The 24,261-nt window shown below is 47.5% G+C and carries 19 protein-coding genes and 2 pseudogenes; 19 read left to right on the plus strand and 2 right to left on the minus strand.

The window, feature by feature from the left end:
* The first annotated feature begins 1,525 nt into the window (after nt 1–1,525).
* The 7 genes from HMPREF1246_RS10560 (at nt 1,526) to HMPREF1246_RS03855 (ending at nt 11,016) form a co-directional block, all read left to right on the plus strand.
* Nucleotides 1,526–2,509, plus strand: coding sequence for a hypothetical protein (locus tag HMPREF1246_RS10560; RefSeq protein WP_021736764.1), 984 nt, complete (start codon nt 1,526–1,528; stop codon nt 2,507–2,509).
* Nucleotides 2,403–4,313: an autotransporter outer membrane beta-barrel domain-containing protein gene (locus HMPREF1246_RS03820; protein WP_196800419.1), complete on the plus strand. Its 1,911-nt coding sequence runs from the start codon at nt 2,403–2,405 to the stop codon at nt 4,311–4,313. Before HMPREF1246_RS10560 ends, HMPREF1246_RS03820 begins: the two co-directional genes overlap by 107 nt.
* A gap of 882 nt (nt 4,314–5,195) precedes the next feature.
* Nucleotides 5,196–8,375: an autotransporter outer membrane beta-barrel domain-containing protein gene (locus HMPREF1246_RS10770; protein WP_021736759.1), complete on the plus strand. Its 3,180-nt coding sequence runs from the start codon at nt 5,196–5,198 to the stop codon at nt 8,373–8,375.
* Nucleotides 8,376–8,540: 165 nt separating this feature from the next.
* Complete coding sequence (locus tag HMPREF1246_RS03840) at nt 8,541–9,053, plus strand: nitroreductase family protein (RefSeq protein WP_009015528.1); 513 nt, start codon at nt 8,541–8,543, stop codon at nt 9,051–9,053.
* A gap of 17 nt (nt 9,054–9,070) precedes the next feature.
* On the plus strand, nt 9,071–9,550 hold the full coding sequence (locus HMPREF1246_RS03845) for a flavodoxin (protein WP_016459678.1): 480 nt from the start codon (nt 9,071–9,073) through the stop codon (nt 9,548–9,550).
* Nucleotides 9,551–9,566: 16 nt separating this feature from the next.
* Entirely contained in the window at nt 9,567–10,133 is a 567-nt protein-coding gene (locus HMPREF1246_RS03850; RefSeq protein ID WP_021736772.1) for a flavodoxin, read from the plus strand.
* 196 nt (nt 10,134–10,329) lie between these two features.
* A complete protein-coding gene (locus HMPREF1246_RS03855; RefSeq protein WP_021736765.1) occupies nt 10,330–11,016 on the plus strand; it encodes an aspartate/glutamate racemase family protein in 687 nt (228 codons plus the stop codon).
* Nucleotides 11,017–11,290: 274 nt separating this feature from the next.
* Here HMPREF1246_RS03855 and HMPREF1246_RS10225 read toward each other — a convergent pair whose 3' ends face one another.
* Nucleotides 11,291–11,791 carry a transposase gene (locus HMPREF1246_RS10225; RefSeq protein WP_369794614.1) on the minus strand — a complete coding sequence of 167 codons (501 nt, stop codon included), beginning with the start codon at nt 11,789–11,791 and terminating at the stop codon, nt 11,291–11,293.
* 48 nt (nt 11,792–11,839) lie between these two features.
* Between HMPREF1246_RS10225 and HMPREF1246_RS03865 the strand changes: the two are divergent.
* The 5 genes and pseudogenes from HMPREF1246_RS03865 to HMPREF1246_RS03885 all read left to right on the plus strand — a co-directional run bounded on the left by HMPREF1246_RS03865 (nt 11,840) and on the right by HMPREF1246_RS03885 (nt 16,791).
* A pseudogene (locus tag HMPREF1246_RS03865) lies at nt 11,840–12,893 on the plus strand (IS30 family transposase).
* A 118-nt stretch (nt 12,894–13,011) separates the two neighbouring features.
* Nucleotides 13,012–14,559: a YadA-like family protein gene (locus HMPREF1246_RS03870; protein ID WP_051296781.1), complete on the plus strand. Its 1,548-nt coding sequence runs from the start codon at nt 13,012–13,014 to the stop codon at nt 14,557–14,559.
* Nucleotides 14,560–14,631: 72 nt separating this feature from the next.
* Nucleotides 14,632–15,066, plus strand: coding sequence for a restriction endonuclease (locus HMPREF1246_RS03875; RefSeq protein WP_081690368.1), 435 nt, complete (start codon nt 14,632–14,634; stop codon nt 15,064–15,066).
* A gap of 149 nt (nt 15,067–15,215) precedes the next feature.
* On the plus strand, nt 15,216–15,428 hold the full coding sequence (locus HMPREF1246_RS03880) for an excisionase (protein WP_021736757.1): 213 nt from the start codon (nt 15,216–15,218) through the stop codon (nt 15,426–15,428).
* Between the two features lie 68 nt (nt 15,429–15,496).
* Nucleotides 15,497–16,791 (plus strand): annotated as a pseudogene (locus tag HMPREF1246_RS03885) (tyrosine-type recombinase/integrase).
* Nucleotides 16,792–16,861: 70 nt separating this feature from the next.
* On the opposite strand, the gene HMPREF1246_RS03890 reads toward HMPREF1246_RS03885, so the two are convergent.
* Entirely contained in the window at nt 16,862–17,596 is a 735-nt protein-coding gene (locus HMPREF1246_RS03890; protein WP_021736767.1) for a hypothetical protein, read from the minus strand.
* 342 nt (nt 17,597–17,938) lie between these two features.
* On the opposite strand from HMPREF1246_RS03890, the gene HMPREF1246_RS03895 reads away from it, so the two are divergent.
* The 7 genes from HMPREF1246_RS03895 to HMPREF1246_RS10785 all read left to right on the plus strand — a co-directional run bounded on the left by HMPREF1246_RS03895 (nt 17,939) and on the right by HMPREF1246_RS10785 (nt 24,213).
* Nucleotides 17,939–18,439: a low molecular weight protein-tyrosine-phosphatase gene (locus HMPREF1246_RS03895; RefSeq protein WP_021736762.1), complete on the plus strand. Its 501-nt coding sequence runs from the start codon at nt 17,939–17,941 to the stop codon at nt 18,437–18,439.
* Nucleotides 18,436–19,680, plus strand: a complete 1,245-nt coding sequence (locus tag HMPREF1246_RS03900; RefSeq protein ID WP_021736747.1) for an HD-GYP domain-containing protein — start codon at nt 18,436–18,438, stop codon at nt 19,678–19,680. Before HMPREF1246_RS03895 ends, HMPREF1246_RS03900 begins: the two co-directional genes overlap by 4 nt.
* Nucleotides 19,681–19,971: 291 nt before the next feature.
* Complete coding sequence (locus HMPREF1246_RS10780) at nt 19,972–20,250, plus strand: GNAT family N-acetyltransferase (RefSeq protein WP_021736753.1); 279 nt, start codon at nt 19,972–19,974, stop codon at nt 20,248–20,250.
* Between the two features lie 44 nt (nt 20,251–20,294).
* Nucleotides 20,295–22,775 (plus strand): ATP-binding cassette domain-containing protein, encoded by a 2,481-nt coding sequence (locus HMPREF1246_RS03910; protein WP_021736760.1) that lies wholly within the window; start codon nt 20,295–20,297, stop codon nt 22,773–22,775.
* Between the two features lie 142 nt (nt 22,776–22,917).
* Complete coding sequence (locus HMPREF1246_RS03915) at nt 22,918–23,232, plus strand: helix-turn-helix transcriptional regulator (protein ID WP_021736749.1); 315 nt, start codon at nt 22,918–22,920, stop codon at nt 23,230–23,232.
* A 160-nt stretch (nt 23,233–23,392) separates the two neighbouring features.
* Nucleotides 23,393–23,968 (plus strand): radical SAM protein, encoded by a 576-nt coding sequence (locus HMPREF1246_RS10400; protein ID WP_255345414.1) that lies wholly within the window; start codon nt 23,393–23,395, stop codon nt 23,966–23,968.
* Nucleotides 23,965–24,213: a hypothetical protein gene (locus HMPREF1246_RS10785; protein ID WP_021736771.1), complete on the plus strand. Its 249-nt coding sequence runs from the start codon at nt 23,965–23,967 to the stop codon at nt 24,211–24,213. Before HMPREF1246_RS10400 ends, HMPREF1246_RS10785 begins: the two co-directional genes overlap by 4 nt.
* Nucleotides 24,214–24,261 lie beyond the last annotated feature (48 nt).

A 24,261-nucleotide genomic window follows, 5' to 3' on the forward strand; every position in this document is an offset into this window, starting at 1 on the left:
ATTTTTGGTGCGCCCGGCATGGGCGCACTCGTAAGAGTGAAAGTCCCTGGATTGCCCTAGTTGTGGGAAAGTCATGGCCGAACATCAAAGGCAACATCGTAAGGTGGAACCCGAAGGAAGGAGCAGGCAAATCTCTGACCTGACGAACAGAAATCGCATGAGGCCAATTTGGGATGGAGAAGGCCACCAAACAGACTGAATTCCTATAACGCCCCGGAATCCCAAAGGGTAGATGCGGCAGGTGAATGGAGAAAAAAGGATATGATTCTTACCTGGGAAGGCCTCACGGACATGGCTGGAGCCGTGAAGTTGGCGGCCATGGCCCAAACAAGATTTATCGTGAGGAATCAGCCGAGGCCGTAGTACAGGACGGACCGAATCCTAGGAGATGTCAGTCAATGAAGGAAGTCAAACAGGAAATTGAAAGCAGAAAACTTCATGAAGAAGGTTGCCCGCAAAAGGCAGCTGCCAAGCAGCAAGGATATGCGGGAACGCCTACCCATTGCCGAATACAGCGACACCATTGCAACCTTATGAGCGGGCAGTCTGCTGGGGTAACTCTTGACGCAAGACAATTTGAATGCCGCGTTACCACAAGGTAAAACAAATAGCCTCCCTTCGTTACATAACCATGGGGGCCTATTAACGCACGTTTATGAAAACGAGGAAACCATCCGTGTACCAAACGGTACGCACGGTGGTGTGAGAGATTGGGATTTTCATTTGGCAATCCTTCCTACTCGATTATCCGTTGGCATATCTTAGGATACGTTTCAAATTAGCCACTTAATAGGCCCCGAAAATCGTTACCTTACATCCTCTACTTTGTCTTATTGAAGAAATCCATCCAAGGACAGTTTTTGGATTGTTTCTAGGAAGATTTACAGTGATTAAGATAAGGCTGACTATGAGTCTAGCTATGAGACTTGGATTAGACGGATAAGCAAAGGAGCTAGAGTTTCCGGACGGATCTGGATTGAAAATGATAGATTGTTGTGTGGCCATAAAATGATGGCGAATCTTACGAGGACTCAAGTGAAGAAAATCGCCTTGAGTCCTTTTTCGATAGTAAAGGGGTATAGGGGTCATTTTTTAGGTCATAGGGAATACGGGGTGAGGACTTTCATAATTTCGAAATCCATTCGCGTGATACATGGCTTATTGATAAGCAGCGTGCAGAAAACGTAAAGGGGTAACAGCGGTCATCTTACAACTGACTGATTATTCAGAATAAAACAACTTTATTAAGGAAACGTAAGTAAGATGCAACAGAGTGTAAAAAATGACACCTAGTAATCTTGTAATTTTACGATTAAAAAGGTAAAATCTTCCCGTCAAAGAGGTATATACCCAAGTGTTTTTCAGACAATATACTAACCGAGTTTTTGAGGTCAAGGATCATCTTCCTTTATGTCTTTTGGGACTTCAAAAGACTATTTTTTATATAACAAAATAAATTATCTGACTCTTATCAAGAATGAGGAACGAATGCGGCTTGCAAATATTCGAGGAGGTCATTTACAAGATGGGGAATAGGAAAAAGAAAGCAGTTTTGGGCGCGATATTGATGGGCGGAATTATAGTTGTGCCAAGGATTGTCAGCGCGGCAAAAGCCTATGTTGGTCCGGGTACTCTTGATGGAAAGAAAACAGAGGCCAATGAATTTCTTGATCCTACTTCTGTTGTAAAATTGGGTAAGGATGGCAGTGACGTAGAATTTACAACATTTAAGGGCCGTAATTGGGCCATTTATGGTGATGACGCTGGTGCTAAAAGCAATGATGTTCACGTTGACCTCGTAGTGACGGGAAGAAACATCAAGTCTGATGCCGTCATGGCATATGATGGAGCCAATGTTACTGTCGGCAGTGATACTACGGAAAAAATGACCATTGAAACCAGTGTAAATAAGGACGCCGTTCGGTCTATTACCTCGATCCCTTCGAAATATAAGGCTCCCCATCTTACCCTGAAAGCTAAGGAGATTTCTATTACGTCAAACAGGGAATCATGTGGGGCACTTTATGTTCAACATACCACCCAATATGAAACGGTACCGGAAGATGTGGCTTCCATTGCTGTTGTTGCTGACACCATCAAGCTTACGGCTGCAGGGGCTGCTGATACAGCTATTTACGGCTTCGCCAACGGAAAAATCGATATTACGGGCGATACGATGATTACGGCCCCTACGGCTATCGATGCCCGCGAGAATTCGATAGTCAACATCAATGTGGATGGTGCCCATACGACGGTTATTCATGGTGATATTCAATTTGAAACGCTGGACAAGGCAACTGAAGGCAAAGTTGATAAGAGTTTGGTTAATTCTTATATCAACCTGAATCTTTCAGGAAGCAAATCATCCTGGACAGGATGTGCCTACCAGAAGGATGGCCAGGGTGCCGAGAATCTTGCTGCTCCTGACAGTGGGAATCCTTTTTTACGGACCAATCAGTGGCTTTTCTCTTTCTCTCAGCAAAGGGGCTCATTGGAACGTAACCGGTGATTCCTTCGTGAATCGTGTTCATAGCACGGATGGCATCATTAACCTTGGCGACGGAGCAAAGAAAATCATTGTTGACAACGTTTATGGAACTTCTCTTACGGTGAATACGGAATCCTTGGATCATACGATGACCATCAAGAAAAAATCTGATGAAACAGACTTGACCGTTCACGGAACGGGTGGGATGGCCGATGACATCCAGAAGGATCATACAGTTGCCCAAAAGCTTGCTGATATTACACGAAATGAAAAAGGCATAAGTGTAGCTAACCACGTGACGACTGCTGAAGGTGTCCTCGCTGGCAGCTATAAACTTGAGGTGGTGGATGGCAAAGTACAGATGCCACAACCGCCAAAAGAAAAGGATGCAAGCGATAAGGAAGATATCAACCCCAAGGGTGATACAGACGCTCCCAAGACGGATGATGCCGTGAAACCCAAAGACGGAACCGATTCCGGTAAGACCGATGAACAACCGCCAAAAGAAACGGGCTCAAGCGATAAGGAAGATATCAACCCCAAGGGTGATACAGACGCTCCCAAGACGGATGATGCCGTGAAACCCAAAGACGGAACCGATTCCGGTAAGACCGACGAACAACCGCCAAAAGACACGGGCTCAGGAGATAAGGCAGATGCCGATCCGAAGGCGGATACAGACGCTTCCAAGCCGGATGATGCCGTAAAGCCCAAAGATGGAACGGATAAAACTGATCCCGGTAAGACCGACGAACAACCGCCAAAAGACACGGGCTCGGGAGATAAGGAAGATGCTGATCCGAAGACTGATAAGGATGCCCATAAGACGGATGATACAAAGCACGAAGATGGCACGAGTGGTACTGATTCCGGTAAGACCGACGAAAGCGGCGCCGACAGTTCCAAACATAACGCGACGGATGGGAAGGTAAAGTTAACTTATACGCCGAATAAGACGAATGTGGCCATTGCCTCGCTTGCTGCAATGAACCTCATGACCTGGCGTCAGGAAAACAACGATATGTATAAGCGTTTGGGTGAACTGCGTGACAGCAAAGGCCAGCAAGGTCTCTGGGTTCGTATGGTCCGCGGCCAGATAAAATACGGCGTAAGAAGCATGAAGAACCAGTATAGCTACTATCAAGTGGGCTGGGATACGAAAGTCGGCAGCAACTGGACCGTTGGTGCTGCCTACAGCAAGACCGACGGGACGACGTCCTTCTACCGCGGCACGGCGGATAACGACCATGACGGCGCTGCCATCTATGGGTCCTACCTTGCTGATGATGGAAGTTTCATCGACCTTATTGCCAAGTATACCCATATAGATACGGACTATGAAACCTTCCACGGTGCCGGCAGTGCCAGCTACGACAACGACGCCTTCAGTGTCAGTGCTGAATATGGTAAACGGTTCCACGGAAAAGGCGGCCTCTGGATCGAACCGCAGGCCGAACTGACCTATGGGCGTGTCAGTGCAGCTGATTTCTTGACCAAAAACGGCGTCAAAGTCTATAGCGACAGTGCTGGCAGCTTAGTTGGCCGTCTGGGCATGGTCTTAGGTAGGGACATCAAGGCTGGTCACCTCTATGCCAAAGCTTCTTACCTTTACGACTTTGATGGTGACACTATAACGAACATGACCTATAAGGGCGCTAAGGAACGGTTTAGTGATGACATTGGCGGCGGCTGGTGGGAAGTGGGCATTGGCGCCAATTTGAACCTTAACAAAGCAACGTATCTCTACATTGATGCTGAAAAGACATGCGGCGGCAATGTAGCGGCTCCGTGGCAATGGAGTCTCGGCGTCCGTTACAGCTTCTGATTACGAAATAAAATATGATTGTTTAGAAGAGGACTCAAAGCATTTTTCATTGCTTTGAGTCCTTTTGTGCGCCCTTCATGGGGGCACTCTTAATGAACTAAGCGTACCATGTTTCTCGGTAGGTACAGATCATATTTGCATAATAAAGGGGAGACTGCGAACGTTGAAAGCGTGTTGTCCAGACACTGCTTATCGAAACAAAGGAAGGTCTCCCATGGAATCGATTGTCTCTGTCATCAACATAATAAAGGGGGCCAAGAACGAATTTGAGATGAATAAGGGCATCTGAACCTTTCTGCCGCCTTCGCGGCGATTTAACGAGAAACTGGGACAGGCTGAGTCTTCACTTTATGCGCAAGGGACTGGAAAAATCGGTGAGGTGCTATGGGACGCGCGTGAGTAACTACAGACCGTATGCCTACGGGATGAAAAAAGAAGGCCGGTGCTGGGGAAAAGAAGGCTGCTTAGCCATGGCTAGGGTCCTTGCGGGCCTGCAAAATGGTAAGCTGGAAGCCGGCTTTTCAGCAAGGTTACGCCCGTAGAAGTCCCGAAGAGCGCGGCGCTGCGAAAAGCCTTGAGGAGTGCTCTCAAGAAATCTCTTATGGTTCCATATGTGGGAATGAGAAACGGGGGAATTGATGGGGATACGGAAAGCCGCGCAGCCATAGGCCACGTAAGCTCCATTTTCTGTTTGTAATGAGGCTGCGGCACAATCTTATAGGGGTCTTTTGAGAACCTGTTGACATATACTATGATCAAAAGAAATTTATCATAAGCGATTCCATATGTTATAATCAAAGAATAGATAACTAGCAGAAAGAGGTAAAAAAAAGAAGATTTGACATCTTCCAATTGACCTGTTGCTGTAGAGGAGGAAGAAAGATGCAGGGAAGAAGTGGAAAAAGGGGAGCACTGCTGACCTTTGCTATTTTGCTGACCGTATCATCAGGAACTGCGTATGCGGCTGATCCTATCGAAATCAAAGAAACGACAAGCATAGCGGTCAAAGATGGTGCGTCCTATAGCTATGGCAGTGATGAAACAGAGTCCCTTACGATAGCTGTAGAAAATTCGGATGATGGGGCTGCCATTGCAGTTGACGGATCGTCCGCGGCTGGTGGCTCAAAAGCGTCCCTGACCCTTTCCGGCAAAAACATCGCCGTTACCGTACCAAAGGGAATCTTTAACGGAAATACGGAAGGTGGGATCATCCCGTCGAATGACACCGGTACGGCCTATGCAGGCGGCACGGTTCAAATCGGCTCGGAAAGTACGGATGTTGTCAAGGTTTCCGGAGAGCTTCGCACCGTTGGAGCAGGAGCTGCCACAACGCTTCGGGGTTCCCAGATTACAACGGATGCGGTCAATACATATAATGAGGGGGAGACAACCTTCGGTACGGAAGAGACCCGTCTCGTTACCCTTAAGAAAACAAATACGCTAAATCACGCTTCCTTGACTGTGCTGGGAAAACAGATTGTTTTTAAGGATGAAGCAGCAACCGACAGCGGCACGACGAATGAGATAGGACATGAATATATCTATGCAGTAAATGGAAGTTCCGTAACGATTGGCAGTGACGCAACGGAATCCGTTCATGTGGGGGACGGGATTGCAATCCGAGCGTCAGATTTTACAGTCAAAGGCCAGCATATTGTTCTTGGTACAAAAAACCTCGATTATTATCATCAATGGGGTGGAACGGCCACCATCGGTGGCGCTGGGACAAGTTCTGTAGAAAGTCATGGTCCGATTCGTGTATGGAGTCATCCATCTTCACCGAAATTTCTTGAGACAACGATTACCGCTGATGCCGTGACCTTAGATAGCAAGATAGATGCTTATGGAAGCCTGGCATCCCTCATCGTGGATGGAGTAACCATATCCCAGACGGAAGAAAAACCATGGGATTCTTTTATGTCTCCTGTAAGAGCGTCAAGCGGCGGTTTACTGGTCCTTGGCAGCAGCCAAACAGAGTCCCTTTCCGTAACAGGGGAGGTCCAGTCCAGCGAATGGTTCAGCAGTACCGTAAATACCCAAGTGAAGCTCGACGGCAAGGAGATTACCTTAAAAAATGGAGCCAAGGCAGAAGGAAAAGGATCGCTGGTCGCCATCGGTACGGCTGGGGTGACAAAGACCCTGACTGGTGACCTTTTGGCCGATGCTGGTACGGTAACGGCTGTTGTTTCAGATGTCTATACGGGAAACGCGACGGCCAAGTGGGACAGAAAACCTAATGAGATTACAAAAAATGCGGGCACCCTTTCTCTCACAGCGGCTTCTGCCAAGGGCGACCTTAGTGCAGAAGGTCCAGACAGCACACTGACGGCAACTCTTTCGGATTCTCTTGTTGGGAACCTCAAAGCAACGGACCGCAGCCTCATCAAGGCTTCAATCGGTGGGACGCTGACAGGCGATGTAAGTGCCATTGACTCTGATATTACCCTTACTGCGGGCTCTGTCATCGGCAATCTCTATGCCGAAGATGATTCACCTGCTTCCATTACGGCAGACGTAGGAAATGTAACGGGATCTGTCACGGCTGTGAATACGGGAGCAAAGATTACGCTTACAGCGGATACGGTAACAGGCAGCCTCGCGACATTACATGGAGGCACTCTTACGGCGTCCATTGCCAATACGTTTATGGGAACAACTTCGGATGACTCCATCGAAGATCTGGCGACAAACGACCTCGTCTTGAATCTTGCAGGCGGCGCCACGTGGAATTTGACGGATTCTTCTACTGTCAGTACCCTGAACGCAGAGGGGGGGTCTGTTAGCCTTATGGACGGCAGGCTGGGTGAGACGCTGACGGCAGGTTCCTTTGCCGGTGACGGCGCAACGCTCTATCTTGACGCTGATGGGTCGACCAATACGGGCAACGACCATGTCTATGTCATGGGGAGCCATACGGGAACGACGGACCTGCATCTTGAGAGCACGTCCAATACCTGGTCCGGCGCCCTTGGAACGGTCCTTGTGAGCGTTGGCGAGGAACAGGGATCCTTTGTGAGCGACAGCGAAACGGAAGCGGCTCTCTACTACTACAACCTTGAACTTGCAAGTACCAGCGACAACGTGACAGATGGCTACAGCACCGATTGGTACCTCAAGGGCTTTACGAAGGCTCCAACAAATGACGAAGGGCACCACACGACGGTGGTCCGGAACCTTGGCGGCATTACGGGAGGCAACTACCTTCTTTGGAGAAGCGACATGGATACGCTCTTCCGCCGCATGGGCGAAGCGGACGGGTCCCTTACGGACAATACGGATAACGGGATCTGGGCTCGGGGCAAGGGTAAGAAATTCAGCCGCGAGAGCGATTTTCTTGTTGACTCCAAGTATAATGAGTACGAAGTGGGCTACGACTGGCTCCATAAGAAGACGGACACGAAGGAGCACGTCATCGGTGTGGGCTTTGCCTACCTTGATGGCGATGCAACCTACGTGTCAGGGAAAGGGGACCTCAAGGGCTATACCCTAGGCCTTTACGATACGCAAGTCTGGAAAAACGGGCAGTACCTTGACCTCAGCCTCAAAGGGTCACGGTATGAAAATGAATTTGGTTATACCGGTCTTGGCCGATTCATTGACGGTCAGTCGAACAGTACGGGCTTTTCCTTCGGGGCCGAATATGGCTACAAGAAAAAGGACGAAAAGGGCTGGTTTGTGGAGCCGCAGGCCCAGGTTGTCCTGGGACACTTCCGGAATGATGCCTTCACCGATTCGAACGGGGTGCACGTGGAAGGCGAAAGCATGAACACCGCCCTGGGACGGATTGGAGCCCGGGCTGGGTATGAAAGCCCGCGCGTTACGGTCTATGCGAAAGCCAACTGGTACCATGACTTTGGCGGCAACCATGTGACGGTCATGTCCGTGGATACGGACCGGCTGCGCGTCCATGAAGATTATGGCGATACCTGGTTCTCCTATGGACTGGGCGGCGCCTATAAAATCAATGACGGTCTGCAGGCCTATTTCGACCTTGAACGGGGCGATGGTTCCAGCTACGATGAGAACTGGAGCTGGGATGTGGGACTGCGCTGGAGCTTTTGATCAAGAAATCACCCTGCCTCTTTGGCAGGGTGATTTTTTTGCGTTTTGAGCATGAAAGACTGAGCTCAAAAGGTATGGCGCGGCATCTTGACCCTGCCTAAAAAGCGTGACATACTGTATTTGCTAACAGTGCGTCAGGATTCATTTCAAAGGAGTGCGATAGCCATGGAATTCTTGAATCTCATAAAAGAGCGATATTCCTGCAAAAAGTTTGATGGCCGTCCCATCGATGAGAGTGTCCTTACAGCCATCCTTGAGGCGGGGCGCTTAGCCCCAACGGCAAAAAATGCCCAGGCTCAGCGCGTTTACGTCCTTACTTCCCCCAAGGCCCTTGCGGCCCTTGACAGCATAACGCCCTGCCGTTATGGGGCTCCTGTTGTCCTTGCCGTAGCCTATGATCGGAACAGTGTCTTCCATTATCCGGGAGATACCCGCGATTCCGGGGCCGAAGATGCCTCGATTGTGGGCGTCCATATGATGCTTGCGGCAAAAAATGTGGGAGTCGACAGCTGCTGGGTCAATTTCTTTGATCCAGAAAAACTCAAAAAGGCCTTGACCCTTCCGGAAAACGAAGACCTTGTGCTCCTTCTTGATTTAGGCTATAGAGGAGAAGGCGGCGGACCTCTTTTGAATCATACATCAAGAAAACCTCTTGTAGAAACTGTTAGGGTTTTGTGAGAAGGAAGGTGCTTTCCATGAAAAAAATCCTCGTTGCCTATTTCAGTGCAACTGGAACGACACGAAAGGCTGCCAAAGCCCTTGCTGAGGCTGCTGACGCGGATCTTTACGAAATCCGCCCCAAAGTGCCCTACACGGCCAAGGACCTTGACTGGATGGATCCTCGTTCACGGTCATCTTTGGAAAAAAAGGCCGGGGCGCCTTTACCGGAACTTTTGGACCACAATGCTGCGCCCGCGTCCTATGATGTCATTTTTTTGGGCTTTCCGATTTGGTGGTATGAAGCTCCCAAAATCATCACGAGTTTCCTCAAGGCGTACGATTTCAGCGATAAGAAAATCATCCTATTTGCCACAAGCGGCGGCAGTGGTTTTGGAAAGACGTTGGAAAAATTGAAGCCTGCCGCAGGGCCGCATGCAGACCTTATGGAAGGACGGATCCTTAATGGCCGTGTCGGTGAGGGCACACTGAAAAAGCTTCTGGCAGCTTCTGTATAAGAAAGGACGGATCATCATGAATCGAATCATGAAACTAGCAGGCATCCTCTTAATGGGCTTTATTCTGGCCTACATGGGCGGCTGTGCTTCAGCCGGCGGCGAAGAAAAGGCGGCCACCAAGAAGGCAGGCGCAGAGCAGGCAGCTTCACCCAAAGGGCGTCCGGACGTTCTTGTTGCCTATTTTTCCCAGACGGGAAATACGCGGACCGTGGCCCAAAAAATTGCGGCCCTAACGGGCGGCACCCTTTACGAAATTACGCCGGAAATTCCCTACAGCAAAGATGACCTTGACTACAATGTCAAGGACAGTCGGGCCAATCGGGAACAAAACGATGCCTCCGCCAGACCTAAACTGCGGGGAACGCCTGAGCATTTCCAAGATGTGAAAGTCATTTTCCTAGGGTATCCAATTTGGTGGGGGATTGAGCCGCGCAGCATTGATACTTTCAGTGAAAGTCTCGACTTTACAGGAAAGACCATCATTCCCTTCTGCACAAGCGGTTCCAGTGGTATCGAAAAAAGTGAGGAAAACCTTGCCTCCCTGATTCCTGGTGCCAAATGGAAGAAAGGCAGACGATTTTAAAAGACGGTAAGTGAAGAAGACCTTAAAAAATGGATCAAGGAACTGGATCTGTCCCTTCATTGAGAAAAAAGGGGTCCTATGATTGCCTTGGACTGGCTATCATCTAAAAAGCAGGCATCCCATGGGCCTTTTTGCTTACTTTTACTCCATGAATGTTTGATGCGTCTAACAAATATCAATGAAAAGGAATCAGAACATGAAAAAATTAGGCCTTATTGGGGGAACAGGCCCTGAATCAACCCTTATCTATTACAAAACGATTACCTCCCAGGTTGAGAAAAAAACGGGGAAATTTCCTTATCTGACGATAGAGAGCCTGAGTGTTTTTGACGTTCTTCAGTATGCTTCTTCAAATGACCGGGAAGGTCTCACTGAATATCTTCTTGAAGGGTTTCAGCATCTTGCTGGGGCAGGCTGTGAGTTTGCAGCCCTTACAGGAATCACGCCCCATGTAGTTCTTGATGAAATCAGGAAACGGGCACCCATCCCCGTCATCAGCATGATTGATACGACGGCCCAAGCGCTGCTTAAACAAAAAATTTCATCTGTCCTTTTACTGGGAACGAAACCGACGATGTCAGGCACGTTCGTAACGGAACCACTGGAACGCCAGGGTATCCATGTCTTAGTCCCGGAGCCAGACATCCAGGAACAAATCAATGATCATATTGAAAATGAATTGGAACTTGGCCTTGTAAAGGATAGTACCCAGCAATTTTTTAAGACCTATTGTGAGGACACGCTGACAAGGCACTCTGCCCAAGCCATTATCCTTGGCTGTACAGAACTGCCCCTGGCCTTTAAGAATCTTCCTCTTCCCGTCCCTACTGTGGATGTGATGGATGTCCATATCCGCACGCTTATCGATATGATTCTTGCCTGATATGGGGCATCTTGAACCATACTGGAAGATTTCCGCTGCAGCATCATTTCATGGGATTCATGCCGGTGGCAACAGACGGTCATTGGAAAAGTGTGAAACGGGTGCGCGGCATATCCTGATGACGTGGCAGCCATATCGTTCCGTGGACCTTGATGGGTAATAGTCCCAGCAAGGTCTTTTTGTATCTTTTGAAAACCACGCCATAGTGGCGTGATTCCGGAAAGCTTATAGCTATAAAAAAAGGTTCTTTGTCAAATTTGGAGTGCTAAAGTATCTATGCACTCCTGGAGAGGACATGCACTGAGGATAGTGCGTGTCCTTTTTCGTTGCGTGTGTTAATGTACAAAATCCTATTACGAAAGCGCTCAAAATTGCGCAGACCAAATGAGATGCGTTTTAACACTTTGATTTTATTGTTGCAGCCTTCAGTAAAGCCGTTGGAGTAGGGATAGATAAGAGCGCTCTTGATTTCTTCGTACCAGTAGGTAAAGGACTTAACCAGAGAGTTCATTTCCGGTAAATCAGCGCTTTTTACCAGGTCTATCCATGTTGAAAGTGCCCAAGAAATATTGGTGTCATCTTTGAATCGAAGTACTTTGGAAAATGCGTATTTTAGCGCGTAAGCACATCTTAGACGAGGAGAACAGTGAAGGATTCCCTCCAGCTTTATGAGCTCTTCCTTGGTCAATTTCTCATGTGGTTTCATTAAGATTGTCTTGTTGGACACCCCTAAAGAGTCCATTTTGGGAATATAAAAAGGCGCATAATGAAGCATCCTCTGTTAGAATATAGTACTAGACCAAATCCTAGGAGGAATGACACGATGGGCAACACACATTCCACCATAAATGGCACAAAAAGGAAAAACATCTTTCGTACGAGGATCGGATGCTCATCCAAATTCGCCTGAAAGATGGGTATTCCTTAAGAGCCATTGCCAGAGAGCTTACCTGTTCTCCAACTACTATATCCAATGAAATCAAGCGCGGATCCACACTGCTTTATAACGGCACCAAAAGACGGTATAAAGCCTCCAGGGGGCAGAAGGTCTACGAAGAGAACAGAAAGGCCTCCTGCCATCATTACAGCTACCTTGATGAGAAGGCTTTCATCGAGCATATTGAAAATAAGTTCTTTTCCACAGGGTGGTCCCTTGATGTCTGCGTGGGCAATGCTCTCATAGCGGGAGACTTTACCCGGAATCAGGTGGTTTGCGCAAAGACGCTGTACAACTATGTAGACATGGGACTCTTGAATATCAGAAATCACAATCTGCCCATGAAACTGCGCAGAAAAACGAAGAAACATCTGCTTCGTCTGAACAAGCGAAAACTTGGCCGGAGTATTGGAGAAAGGCCTAAAGAAGTCGAGGAACGAAAGGAATTCGGCCATTGGGAATGTGATCTAGTTATTGGCGCAAAGTCCGGCCAAGATGAGGCCCTTCTTACTCTTTTGGAGCGTAAGACCAGGGAGTTCATGATTGTTAAGCTGCCAGACAAATCCGCTAAAAGCGTTATGGCTGCCTTCGAAACACTCTTGGATGAATACGGCGAACACTTCGGAGGAATCTTCAAAATAATTACGACGGACAATGGTTCAGAGTTTGCAGACCTTTCAAACTTCGAAAAAGCTGCAGAGACCCTCTATACTATGCGCATCCCTACGCCTCGTGCGATAAAGGCTCCGTAGAACGTCACAACGGGCTTATCCGGCGTTTTATCCCTAAAGGGAAGCGGATTGACTCCTACACAGCAGAAGACGTCTTTGAAATTGAGCTGTGGTGCAACCGCCTTTCTCGCAAGATTCTCGGCTGCCATAGTCCAGAGGAGATATTTTCAGAGGAACTAGATAAAATCTATAGTCTGGGTGCGGCTTAAGCAGAGCTAGAAGAGTGTCCAACTTGTTATTGCAATTTAGATTACGATATGGTATTATTTATGAGCTATAAAATTTTTAAATAAAAATAATTAAAATTTAATTTGGGGAGTGTACACAATGGGAAAAAGAAAGATGAAAAAAATTCAATTAGTTACAATGTGTCTATTAACTACATACATAAGTCCGTGTATGGGGGGGGTAAAAGCAGAAGATAGTTTTGTAAGAAAAGGAACACAAACAGGGGCAGGCTCGCTAGCGGTCGGAGAACATTCCGAGGCCAACGGTCTTATTGCAACGGCTGTTGGTTACGGAAAGGCGCTGGACACCTATACGATTGCAATGGGCGTCAATGCAAAAGCCGTGCAGGACAATGCCATTGCTATTGGAACATTGGCAGAAGCGGGACTTACGGATGAATCCTATGAAACAGATCCCATTTGGGATAACGGTCACTATACATCCGGTGAAGGCAAAAGCACACGGAACGCCCGTTCCGGGGCTATTGCTGTCGGCAATCTGGCTAGAGCTTTAGGATATCGAAATATTGCGATTGGCGAAGATGCGGTTACTGCCATTATCAACAAAACAGAAGAAAATGGGACTCTAAAAGAAACCTATGGTGCCGGTGTAATCGGCTCCGTGGCTATTGGAGGATATGCGCGTACAGAAGGTAGCCATTCCACGGTTGTTGGAAATGGGGCGTATGCAAAAGAGAATTACTCATCTTCTTATGGTGTTCGAAGTTATACGACAGGAACTTCGTCTGCCGCGTATGGTGATTATTCTACCGTTACAGGAGAGAGAGGAACGGCGGTAGGTTCCCATGCACGTGTCGATTATGATGATTCCGTGGCTTTAGGATCGTATTCTATTGCTGATAAAGCAATCAGTACGTCGTCGATGGTATTAAATGGCAGGGAATATGCTTTTGCCGGAGGAGAAGCTCACGCTACTGTTAGTGTCGGTGGACAGGGTATTAAATCCTATCAGACGCTAGATGCGCAAGGACAGTTACAGTGGTCTGACACGGATCATTATACACGTATTGAAAAACCTCTTTATCGAACGATTACAAATGTTGCAGCTGGCCGGATAAGCGAAACGAGTACCGATGCTATTAATGGGTCACAGTTATATTCTGTAGCCATGGAAACGGCACGAAATGCTGAAACAATAGGAAATGTAAAAAATATTGTAGAACAAAATTCCCGTGACATTCATGATGTACGGGAAGAGTCACGAAAAGGTGATGCTATGAATGCTGCACTGGCTGCGCTCAAACCGTTGCAATTTGATCCTGATGAACGAACGCAGATTATGGCAGGTTTTGGCAGTTATAAAGGGGAACAAGGATATGCGTTAGGTCTGGCCCATTATTTTAATGAGAGTGTTATGGCAAATGTCGGAGCTGCATATAGTAAAGATAATTCTGTGATGTGGAATGCTGGAATTACCATTAAATTGGATAATCCCTCGAAAAAAAGAGAATATATGATGTATACACCGGATAAAGAAGTAAAGCACCATGTAGAACAATTAGAACAACAAGTGGCGTCTTCACAAGAAGAGGTAAAACAGTTGCGTACGGCATTAATCAATTCGCAGAAGGAAATGGATTCATTAAAACAAGAACTTGCGCAAATTCGGACGATGATCCCAAAATAAATTATAGAACCAAAAGTTGAGGCTGAATCTCCGACTTTACTTGATGAATCGCAGACATGGCGTCAAAACCTTATGGATATATTACTCAATATGGACCCATATGCTTTTGAACGCCTCTCTCAACGTCTCTTGAGAGAATGTGAATTTGTCCAGGTCGCTGTCACCAAGAAATCCGGCGATGGTGGCATTGATGGAGCTGGCAAATTAAAAATAAACGGCATTTTTAGTTTTAGGGTCGCTTTTCAGTGTAAACGTTATAAAGGCTCAGTTGGGTCAGCCGAGATTCGAGATTTTCGAAGTTCTTTAACAACAGATATAGAAAAGGGAATTTTCATTACAACCGGTACATCATCTAATGCAGCCAGAGAAGAGGCGGCAACACCCGGTAAAAAGCAAATTGATTTAATTGATGGCGAAGAGTTTATGGATAAAATTGCCGAGTTTGGTATTGGGGTTAAAGAGGTTGTTACATACGAAGTGAACGAAGATTTTTTTGCTAGCATTTAAAAAAGGCCATGGTAGGAGAGAGCGCTTTTCTACCATGGCCTTTTTGGATTTAGAAATAAAAAGCGCTTTGATAATTGAGCCAAAGTACTCAATCCCTTCTGTCTTGTCCTGTTACTTCTAGAAGATTAATTCTAGGAGGATGAATCATCATGACGAAAGCTTTTGCAGCAAGGATTCCACTAAATCAAAAATTTATGCTGACCATCAAGGAAGCAAGCCTCTATTTCAATATCAGCGAAAAAAAGCTCAGAGGGCTTGTTGTAGAACGACCAGAGGCCGAATTTTTTGTTTTCAACGGGAGAAAGTACCTTATCATTCGTGAGGAATTTGAGAAGTTTCTCCTTCAGACTTCGTGCATCTAAATAAGTTGACTTATTCAGCTTTTAGAGTGATGTATATGATGCCAAAACAAGTAGAAAGGAGAAAATCAATGAAAAAACGAATGAAAGCCTGTATCCGCAGGGATAAGAAACGCAGGATTCTGCGAGCGGGCGAAACAGTACGTGCTGATGGGAGATACCAATTCAAGTATACTGTAGATGGGAAAATTAAGTTTTTTATAGCTGGAAATTAGAACCCACTGATCCACTGCCCGCCGGACGCAAGCCTTGTAAGTCATTGCGGGAGATGGAAGCTAGCTTGGAAGTTAGAAATGCAATCTCACCAAATAACGCTGATGATAATATGACTGTTATGGAATTAGTGTTGCGATACCTTTCCTTGAAAAAAGAGGTCAAGCCGAATACCCTAACCAATTATAACTTTGTGGTTAATGCATTGAAGAAGGAACTGTTTTCAAAGAAACAGATTGGCAAAGTCAAAATGTCTGATGCCAAGTTATGGCTTATCAAGATGAAATCAGATGGGAGAGGATATAGTAGTATTCAAAGTATTCGTGGTGTTGTTCGACCAGCATTTCAGATGGCGGTGGATGATGAAATCCTTTTCCGGAACCCTTTCAATTTCGAAATGAAAAACGTGCTCATCAGTGACAGTGTTAGGCGAGAGGCCATCAGCAAAAAAGATATGCGAATTTTTCTTCAGTTCCTTAAAGACGATAATTATTACAAGAGGTATTATGAGGCGGTTTTCATTCTTTTTCATACGGGACTGCGTATTTCAGAGTTTTGTGGTCTGACTCTCAACGACATAGATTTTGAGAACAGGACAATCAACGTCGATAAACAACTGCAGAGGGACTTGCATGGGAAGCGATACATTACTTCTACCAAAACAAAGGCAGGCGCCAGGCTTTTGCCAATGACGGAAGAAGTATATCAATGTTTTTTAGAACTCTTGAGGAAAAGAACGCCCCCGAAGGTAGAGAAGATCATTGATGGTTATGCCAACTTTCTTTATTATGACCTTAACGGGGAACCAGTAGTTGCAATGCACTGGGAACATCGGTTCAAGTCTGCAGTTACAAAATATAACAAAATCTATCGGTACCAGCTCCCTAAGATAACGCCTCACGTTTGCCGGCATACGTATTGCACTAATATGGCCTTGAGCGGCCTCAGTGCTAAAACCTTGCAGTATTTGATGGGGCACAGCGATATAGGCGTCACGCTCAACGTTTACACGCACATCAAATTTGATGATGCACAGAAGGAAGTTGAAATCCTTCAAGCACAACATCAGAAGGAGATGGAAAGGAGTCGCAAAGAGCTGGTCGATATTGGCGCCATCAAGCCAAACGTTATACATTTCAAAAATAAAGCATAAATAGAAAATGAACCCTGTAGCTAGGATTATGACCCGGCGGCAGGGTTCTTTTTTGCCATAAGTGTAAATCTTAAAACGCGTAAGTGGAAAGCGCAATGCTTTGAGGATATTCATTGAACCAAATATACTCGCCGTTTCCAATCGAATTCGACCATTTTTCGTGGAATTTTTCAATCCCATAAGCCGCTTTGAATTCATCAAGTGAATTGTGACTGTTCAATAAGCTTTTATCCAGTTTTCGATCGCCATAGGAATACAGAGTAATGTTGTCAACGATAGAAAAGCTAAATCTGACGGTGAGCCCAATTTTTGAGTAGCCAATTTTAAAAGAACGAGGCCCGTTACTTGAATTCTCAATCATGTCAGGAGTCCCATATAATTTTACGACATCCTGATATGGCATTCCTAAATAAATTCCACCGACCGATTCTCCGTATACAGGCTCTTTTGTTTTTCTGTAGGGAATGCCGTCAATTGCAATATACTGGTGGGGCGTATCCCTACCTAGATCCTGAACGAAGAGGTGACGGGTCCTCATGTATCCATTTTCTACCAGAACCATCTTGCAGCCAAAAGTTGTGCTACCTCCAGCAACATCATCAAAACTTACAACTTGATTCCCTTCAAATTTACCACCGTCAAAGGATACCGTTTGAGACGGGTCCTCTATAGAGTACCAGATACCTTGAAGCCGATTTAATTTTTTTAAAGTCCATTCAAAACTCATTTTGCTTGCGAATGCAGTAGGAGCAAGCATTAGAAGTAAGAATAGTATAGGAAACGTTTTCTTCAAGAATTGTTTCATTGAATCCGTCACTCCTTTGGGTGTCATTTTCTATAGTATATTATTTTTTTTCAGTGGTATCCATGATTTTTTAATCTAAAGTCAAATTTTAGGTAATTAATTTTGTGTTGAAAATCAAGAAAGGGTATGGGGTGATGAAAGGCCTTTTTTCTGGTAGAATAAAGGTGAAAATATTACGGTAGTACGGAAAGCCCGTTTTACTACCATTTTTACTACTAAAGGCGGCTAATTTATGCCACGAAAGGCAACCATATGCAAAGTTCCCGAAAATGACCAATTTTGGGGGAAGACCGCATCATGCGGCTTTACGTGGCCTTTCGTATCCTCAGGAGGACTTTCAAAATGGCTCTAAAAATCCTGTTTGTGTGCCATGGCAATATTTGTAGAAGCCCCGTTGCGGAGTTTGTTTTTAGGGATATAGCCAAAAAGGCCGGTCAGGAGGCAGATTTCCTCATTGCTTCCGCGGCAACGACGACGGATGAAATTGTTGGCGGTGTAGGAAATCCTGTCTATCCGCCGGCTCGGGAGACACTCCTGCGTCATGGCATTGACCCTGTAGGAAAGCGGGCAGTCCTGTTGAGGCGGGCTGATTATGCTTTCTATGATCATCTCATCGGCATGGACGCGGAAAATCTCCATGACATGCGGCGCATCTGTGGTGGGGATAGGGACCATAAACTATCGCTGCTCCTTGATTATACGGATCATCCCCGGGATGTAGCCGATCCTTGGTATACCCGGGACTTTGAAGCAAGCTATCGTGATATTGTGGCTGGCTGCAGGGCTCTTTGGTCATTTCTTCAAAAAAATGCCCTCTCAGCTGACAGAAAGGACTTATTGTGAAACTTGATCCTCTCTATTTTTTCCTACCCATGATTGAGGCCCTTGACCGGGAGGAACATGACCTTGTCGGCGCCACGGTCGGACATGGTAAGCGAGTTGCCTATCTGTCCTACCTGATGACGCGCAGCCTTCCGTGGTCCCCTGATGAGCGGCTGGCCTTTGTCCTTGCTGCTTTGCTCCATGACTGCGGGTCTGTAGAGACCATTCGGGAAATGCGTGATGCTGCCCGAAATAGGAAACCCTTCAGCGGCACTTTTTCCAATGGTCGGGTTGTAGATGACGCCAGTATCCATGCCCAAAAAGGGGAGGACCTTTTGCAGGATATGCCTTTTTATTCCCAAATCAAAGGGGTTGTCATGATGCACCACGAATGGGCCAATGGAACAGGCCCCATGGGGCTTAGGGAAGATGCCATTGACAAGCGGGCCCAAGTACTCTACCTTGCTGACCGCATGGATATCCGTTACGATTTATTGTCCCTGTCGGAAAGCGGATTTAGGGAGATGGTCCGTGATCTGCTTGGGCTCGAACATATCGAATTTTCCCATGATGCCTTGGTCCTTCTTGAAAAGAACCTGACCTATGAGGCTGTACAAAAACTCCAGGAGATTCCTCTAAATAGGCTCCTCAAATCGGTCGTACCAAGCCATGCCTGTGAGTACAGCCTAAAAGATATGCTTACCATCACCCGGTTTTTTGAGCGGATTGTCGATAATAAGTCCTCCTTTACGAAGGACCATTCTCACGGAATTGCCATGAAGGCCCTTGCCATGGCCCAAAAATATGGATGGAATGAAGAAAAGCAGGAACGTTTTCTTCTGGCGGCGAGCCTCCATGATTATGGAAAATTGCAGGTGCCTTCTTCCATCCTTGAAAAAGCAGGGCCGTTGACTGCAGAAGAGTTCCAAATCATGAAGAACCATGTCCGCTGGACCTATGAAGTCCTTGATGAAATCCCTGGGTTTGAAGATATCCGGGACTGGGCCTCTTTCCATCATGAGAAACTGGATGGAAGCGGTTACGTAAAGGGCCTTTGCAGCAAGGAACTTTCCTTTGAAGACCGCCTCATGGCCTGTCTCGATATTTATCAGGCCCTGACGGAAAAAAGGCCGTATAAAGAGGGATTCTCACATGAAAAGACCATTGCCATCATGAGGGAACTAGCCTGTAAAGGAAAAATTGACGGCGCCATCGTGAGGGATCTCGACGCCTTTTTTGAGCCGACTAGGCTTCCTTCCTAATGAAATAAAAGGCAGGGAGCAGAAAGATACTCCAACAAGGTAGGGAGGATTGATGATGGATCTGATTCGAAAGGTACAGGAACAAGACTGGACTGCTATTGAGGACCTAGTAAAGCAGGCTTTTGCCACGGCTTCTTATTCGGATGGGACGGAAGCAGCGCTTGTGGCCCGGCTGCGGCAAGGGCCTGCCTTTCTCCCAGACTTAGCCCTTATGGCTGAACGGGAAGCTCTAAGCCCGCAGGGTTTATCCTTTTTACAAAAGCAAGGGTTTCCCAAGAAGCCATCCTTGCCTTGGCGCCCCTTGCTGTGAAGCCTTGTTTTCAAAAAAGCGGGATTGGGACCGCTCTTGTAAAAAAAGGTCATACGCTTGCCGCAAAGGCGGGATTTGCTTATGCAGCCGTTTTGGGGGATCCTGCATTTTATGGCCGGTTGGGTTATGAAGCGGCAGAAAAATGGGGAATTACGCCGCCAGCAGCTTTTCCTAAAGAATATTTTATGGCCATAAAGCTCATTCCTGATGCGGCTCCGCTTGCAGGGACCATTGTCTACGACAGGGCGTTTGGCCTTTAGGAAACAGAGCAGAAAATGAGACTGGAAAGAAAAGGGATGGAATCATGAAAGAAGCCATCAAGGTCCGCGGTGCGCGGGTCCATAATCTTAAAAATATTGATGTCGATATTCCTCTTGGAAAAATTGTCGGCATTGCCGGTGTGTCGGGATCGGGCAAATCATCCCTTGCCTTAGGCGTCCTCTATGCGGAAGGGTCCCGGCGCTACCTCGATTCCCTGTCGACGTACACAAGGCGGCGCATGAGTTTTTCCCCCAAGGCGGACGTAGATGAAGTCCTTTACGTTCCGGCTGCCCTTGCCATGCACCAGCGTCCCGGTGTTCCTGGCATGCGCAGTACCTTTGGGACAGGAACGGAGCTTCTTAGTAGTCTGCGTCTCCTTTTTTCCCGTCTTGCGGTGCACCGCTGCCCAAACGGTCATGAGGTCCCACCGTCCCTTGCCGTCGCGGCGGAAAAAGAACTTATCTGCCCGACCTGCGGAGCCCATTTTTACGCTCCCTCTGCAGAAGAACTGTCTTTCAACAGCCAAGGCGCCTGCCCGCGCTGTGAGGGGACGGGAAAGGTCAAGACCGTCAATGTGGATGCCCTCGTCCCTGACGAGACCTTAACCATTGATGAAGGGGCCGTCCTTCCTTGGCAGACCCTGATGTGGTCCCTGATGAAGGAGGTTGCCCGCGCCATGGGCGTGCGGACCGATGTTCCTTTTAAGGATCTTACAGCAAAGGAAAAGGACATCGTCTATCATGGTCCTGCCGTGAAGAAACATATTTTTTACAAGGCTAAAAGTACGAACGTTGCCGGTGAACTTGACTTCACGTACTATAATGCCATCTATACCGTCGAAAATGCGCTTGCCAAAGTAAAGGACGAAAAGGGCATGAAGAAAGTCGAACGCTTCCTGACCCAGGAAACCTGCCCGGAGTGCCATGGCACCCGTCTTTCCGAAAAGGCGCGGGCCCCGAAAGTGCGCGGGATCTCCCTTGCTGACGCGACGCATATGACCTTGAAGGACCTCGTCTTGTGGGTCAAAGGAGTTCCCGAAAGTCTTCCTGAAACCATGCGCCCCATGGCCCAAAGCATTTGCGATGCTTTTCTCGAAAACGCCAAGCGTCTTATGGATCTGGGCCTTTCTTATCTGACCTTGGACCGGGAAGCTGCGACCTTATCAAACGGAGAGAGGCAGCGGATGCAGCTGGCTCGGGCTGTACGGAACCGAACGACGGGTGTCCTCTATATCCTTGATGAGCCATCCATTGGTCTTCATCCGGAAAATCTCAAAGGCCTCATGGGTGTCATGCAGGACCTTATCCGCGACGGAAACTCCATCGTTCTTGTAGACCATGATACGCAGGTCCTGTCTACGTGTGATTGGCTCATTGAAATGGGGCCCGGCGCCGGCTCCAAAGGAGGTCGCGTCATCGGAACGGGGACTGTGGCTGATACGGCAAAGCGTCACACTTCAAAGATTGGCCCTTTCCTTCAAAAAGGCGGTCACCACTTAGTCCGTGATGCCTGCGGGAAAAAAGCACTTTTTGAAAAGGGCACCATCCATATGGAAACAAGTGGAATCCATACCGTAAAACCCCTCAGTGTGACCCTTCCCAAAGGCCGTCTTACGGTGGTCACCGGTGTTTCCGGCTCAGGCAAGACAACCATGGTTCTTGAAAGTCTCATCCCGGCCGTCCTTGCCCAAACGAAAGGGGAGGCACTTCCGCCCCATGTGACACGTCTTGACGCGTCAGGCATTCACGGGATTAAACTCATCGACGCATCGCCCATAGGAATCAATGTCCGCTCTACGGTGGCAACGTACGCCGATGTCCATGATGAACTGCGCAAAGTCTACGGCCGCCTGCCGGAGGCAAAGGCACAGGGCCTTAAAGCAGGGGACTTTTCCTATAATACGGGGAGCCTGCGCTGCCCGCTCTGCGATGGCACGGGGGAAATCAACCTTGACGTCCAGTTCCTGCCTGATGTGATCATTACCTGTCCGGAGTGTCATGGAACGAGGTACCGAAAAGAAGCGGACCTTGTGAAAAAGAAGATGCAGAAAAGCAACGCGGCATATTCCTTGCCGGAACTCATGGCTATGGATATCGATGATGCCCTTGAGGCTGCCAAGGGGCTCAAGAAGGTCTCGGAAAAACTGCGCATCCTGAAAGACTTGGGCCTGGGGTATCTGACGCTGAAAGAAGCAACGCCCCGCCTTTCCGGCGGTGAAGCGCAGCGGCTGAAACTTGCCAGCGACATGGGAAAGGGGCAGGAAGATACAATCTTTGTCTTTGATGAACCGACCATCGGCCTTCATCCCCTTGATACGGAGACACTCCTTCACGTCTTTGATGAGCTTGTTTCGCAAGGAGCGACCGTTGTTGTTATTGAGCATGACCTCGACGTCATCCGCAATGCCGACTATCTCATCGACATGGGTCCCGGCGGTGGGGCAGAAGGCGGCACCATCGTTACGTGCGGTACGCCGGGAGAAGTGGCCCAATGCAAGGAAAGTAAAACAGGAAAGTACATCTAAAGAAAGAGCAAAGCAGTTTCCACGAAGTCCTTATGGCTTTAGGGGAACTGCTTTTTTAGAAAGGAGAAAGGATCAAAGGCTCGACCTGATTCTTGTGTCAAAAATGTATTGATAAATCGAAAATTATAGATATCATAAAACCATGAATCAGGTAGAACTTTTTAAAGCCCTTTCCAATCCCATACGGCTCCAGATCCTCACCTGGCTGAAAGACCCCTTTGCCCATTTTCCTCCTCAGGGTCTTCATATCCCCGAAGGAGACAGCTTCGAGAACGCTGTCTGTGTTGGAAGCATCCAAGAAAAGCTGGGTATTTCCCAATCGACTGTTTCCCATTACCTCGATCTGATGCAGCGTTCAGGCCTTTTGGAGTCTGCCCGTTTTGGAAAGTGGACCTATTACCGAAGAAATGAAACGAATATCCAAGCCTTAGCCGAGTTTATCAAGACAGAACTATAAAGGAGGAAAAAGAGCAAGACCATGTAAACTGTCCTCGCAGGCAGTTTATTTTTTACCCTAATATATCGAAAATAAGCGATATATAGATTTAAAAGGGGACACTTTTAGGCATTTTCATGGCCCTGTCATTCGCCCGCCAATAGATGCGGACAGTCTTTTTATCGAAGTCACAGCAGGCTCAACGCATAATGCCCGTACGTTCTGCAATTTCTATCACGATACACCCTTTATGGTAGCGCCTTTATCCCAAATTGAGGCCGATCTCAAAGAAGCAAAGGAGAAATGGCCTGAAGCAAGAAAAATCTGGGCGTCCGGCGGTAATCCCTTTGCTCTCAGCACGGAAAAGCAGATTGCTGTCTGGGATCTCATGCGGACCTATTACCCGAAGGCGCGGATTTCCGCGTATGCCATCATTTCTGATTTTAAGCACAAAAGCGTCGAAGAGATTTGCAAAATCAAGGCCCATGGACTTGATGAAATCATGATCGGTATCGAGAGCGGGGACGATGAAGTCCTTTCCTTTGTCAATAAGGGCTGCACATCGGAAGAAATCATCGAAGCGGGCTGCAAGATGGATGAAGCGGGCCTTCCATATGAAGTAGTTTTCCTCAGCGGATTGGGGGGCGCGGCTACGGTCTCGGACACGCCCAAAAGAGTGCTGACATCCTCAATCAGCTGCACCCTGACAGGATCCTTATTGCAGGACTCACCCTATTACCCGATACGCCGCTCATGAAGGACGTGAGAAGCGGTGTATTCAAGGAGGCAACAGAAGAAGAACGCGTTTTGGAACTGAAGGAATTCCTGACGCGCCTTAAGAATCCGACGCTGATTGACGCGACAAATGCCGCCATCATCACCCCTATCTATGGGAGGATTCCTGAAGAAAAGGATAAGATGATTGCCCAGCTTGACGCCATCTTTATCCGCTATGGGGAAACGGGTCTGCGTCAGGCCCGTGAATCCCTGCCTGCCAGTTAAGATTTTCTGCTTCCAGACGGCAGAAGCCATCCCGCCTTGGCAAGGCAA

The sequence above is a fragment of the Acidaminococcus sp. BV3L6 genome, from assembly GCF_000468835.1.
Lineage (GTDB): Bacteria > Bacillota > Negativicutes > Acidaminococcales > Acidaminococcaceae > Acidaminococcus > Acidaminococcus intestini.

What these genes read in the sequence shown, in the direction of transcription:
- HMPREF1246_RS10560 (WP_021736764.1), top strand. Translation starts at nt 1,526, where the DNA reads ATGGGGAATAGGAAAAAGAAAGCAGTTTTGGGCGCGATATTGATGGGC.
- HMPREF1246_RS10770 (WP_021736759.1), top strand. Translation starts at nt 5,196, where the DNA reads ATGCAGGGAAGAAGTGGAAAAAGGGGAGCACTGCTGACCTTTGCTATT.
- HMPREF1246_RS03840 (WP_009015528.1), top strand. Translation starts at nt 8,541, where the DNA reads ATGGAATTCTTGAATCTCATAAAAGAGCGATATTCCTGCAAAAAGTTT.
- HMPREF1246_RS03845 (WP_016459678.1), top strand. Translation starts at nt 9,071, where the DNA reads ATGAAAAAAATCCTCGTTGCCTATTTCAGTGCAACTGGAACGACACGA.
- HMPREF1246_RS03850 (WP_021736772.1), top strand. Translation starts at nt 9,567, where the DNA reads ATGAATCGAATCATGAAACTAGCAGGCATCCTCTTAATGGGCTTTATT.
- HMPREF1246_RS03855 (WP_021736765.1), top strand. Translation starts at nt 10,330, where the DNA reads ATGAAAAAATTAGGCCTTATTGGGGGAACAGGCCCTGAATCAACCCTT.
- HMPREF1246_RS10225 (WP_369794614.1), bottom strand. Translation starts at nt 11,791, where the DNA reads ATGCTTCATTATGCGCCTTTTTATATTCCCAAAATGGACTCTTTAGGG.
- HMPREF1246_RS03870 (WP_051296781.1), top strand. Translation starts at nt 13,012, where the DNA reads ATGGGAAAAAGAAAGATGAAAAAAATTCAATTAGTTACAATGTGTCTA.
- HMPREF1246_RS03875 (WP_081690368.1), top strand. Translation starts at nt 14,632, where the DNA reads ATGGATATATTACTCAATATGGACCCATATGCTTTTGAACGCCTCTCT.
- HMPREF1246_RS03880 (WP_021736757.1), top strand. Translation starts at nt 15,216, where the DNA reads ATGACGAAAGCTTTTGCAGCAAGGATTCCACTAAATCAAAAATTTATG.
- HMPREF1246_RS03890 (WP_021736767.1), bottom strand. Translation starts at nt 17,596, where the DNA reads ATGAAACAATTCTTGAAGAAAACGTTTCCTATACTATTCTTACTTCTA.
- HMPREF1246_RS03895 (WP_021736762.1), top strand. Translation starts at nt 17,939, where the DNA reads ATGGCTCTAAAAATCCTGTTTGTGTGCCATGGCAATATTTGTAGAAGC.
- HMPREF1246_RS03910 (WP_021736760.1), top strand. Translation starts at nt 20,295, where the DNA reads ATGAAAGAAGCCATCAAGGTCCGCGGTGCGCGGGTCCATAATCTTAAA.
- HMPREF1246_RS03915 (WP_021736749.1), top strand. Translation starts at nt 22,918, where the DNA reads ATGAATCAGGTAGAACTTTTTAAAGCCCTTTCCAATCCCATACGGCTC.
- HMPREF1246_RS10785 (WP_021736771.1), top strand. Translation starts at nt 23,965, where the DNA reads ATGAAGGACGTGAGAAGCGGTGTATTCAAGGAGGCAACAGAAGAAGAA.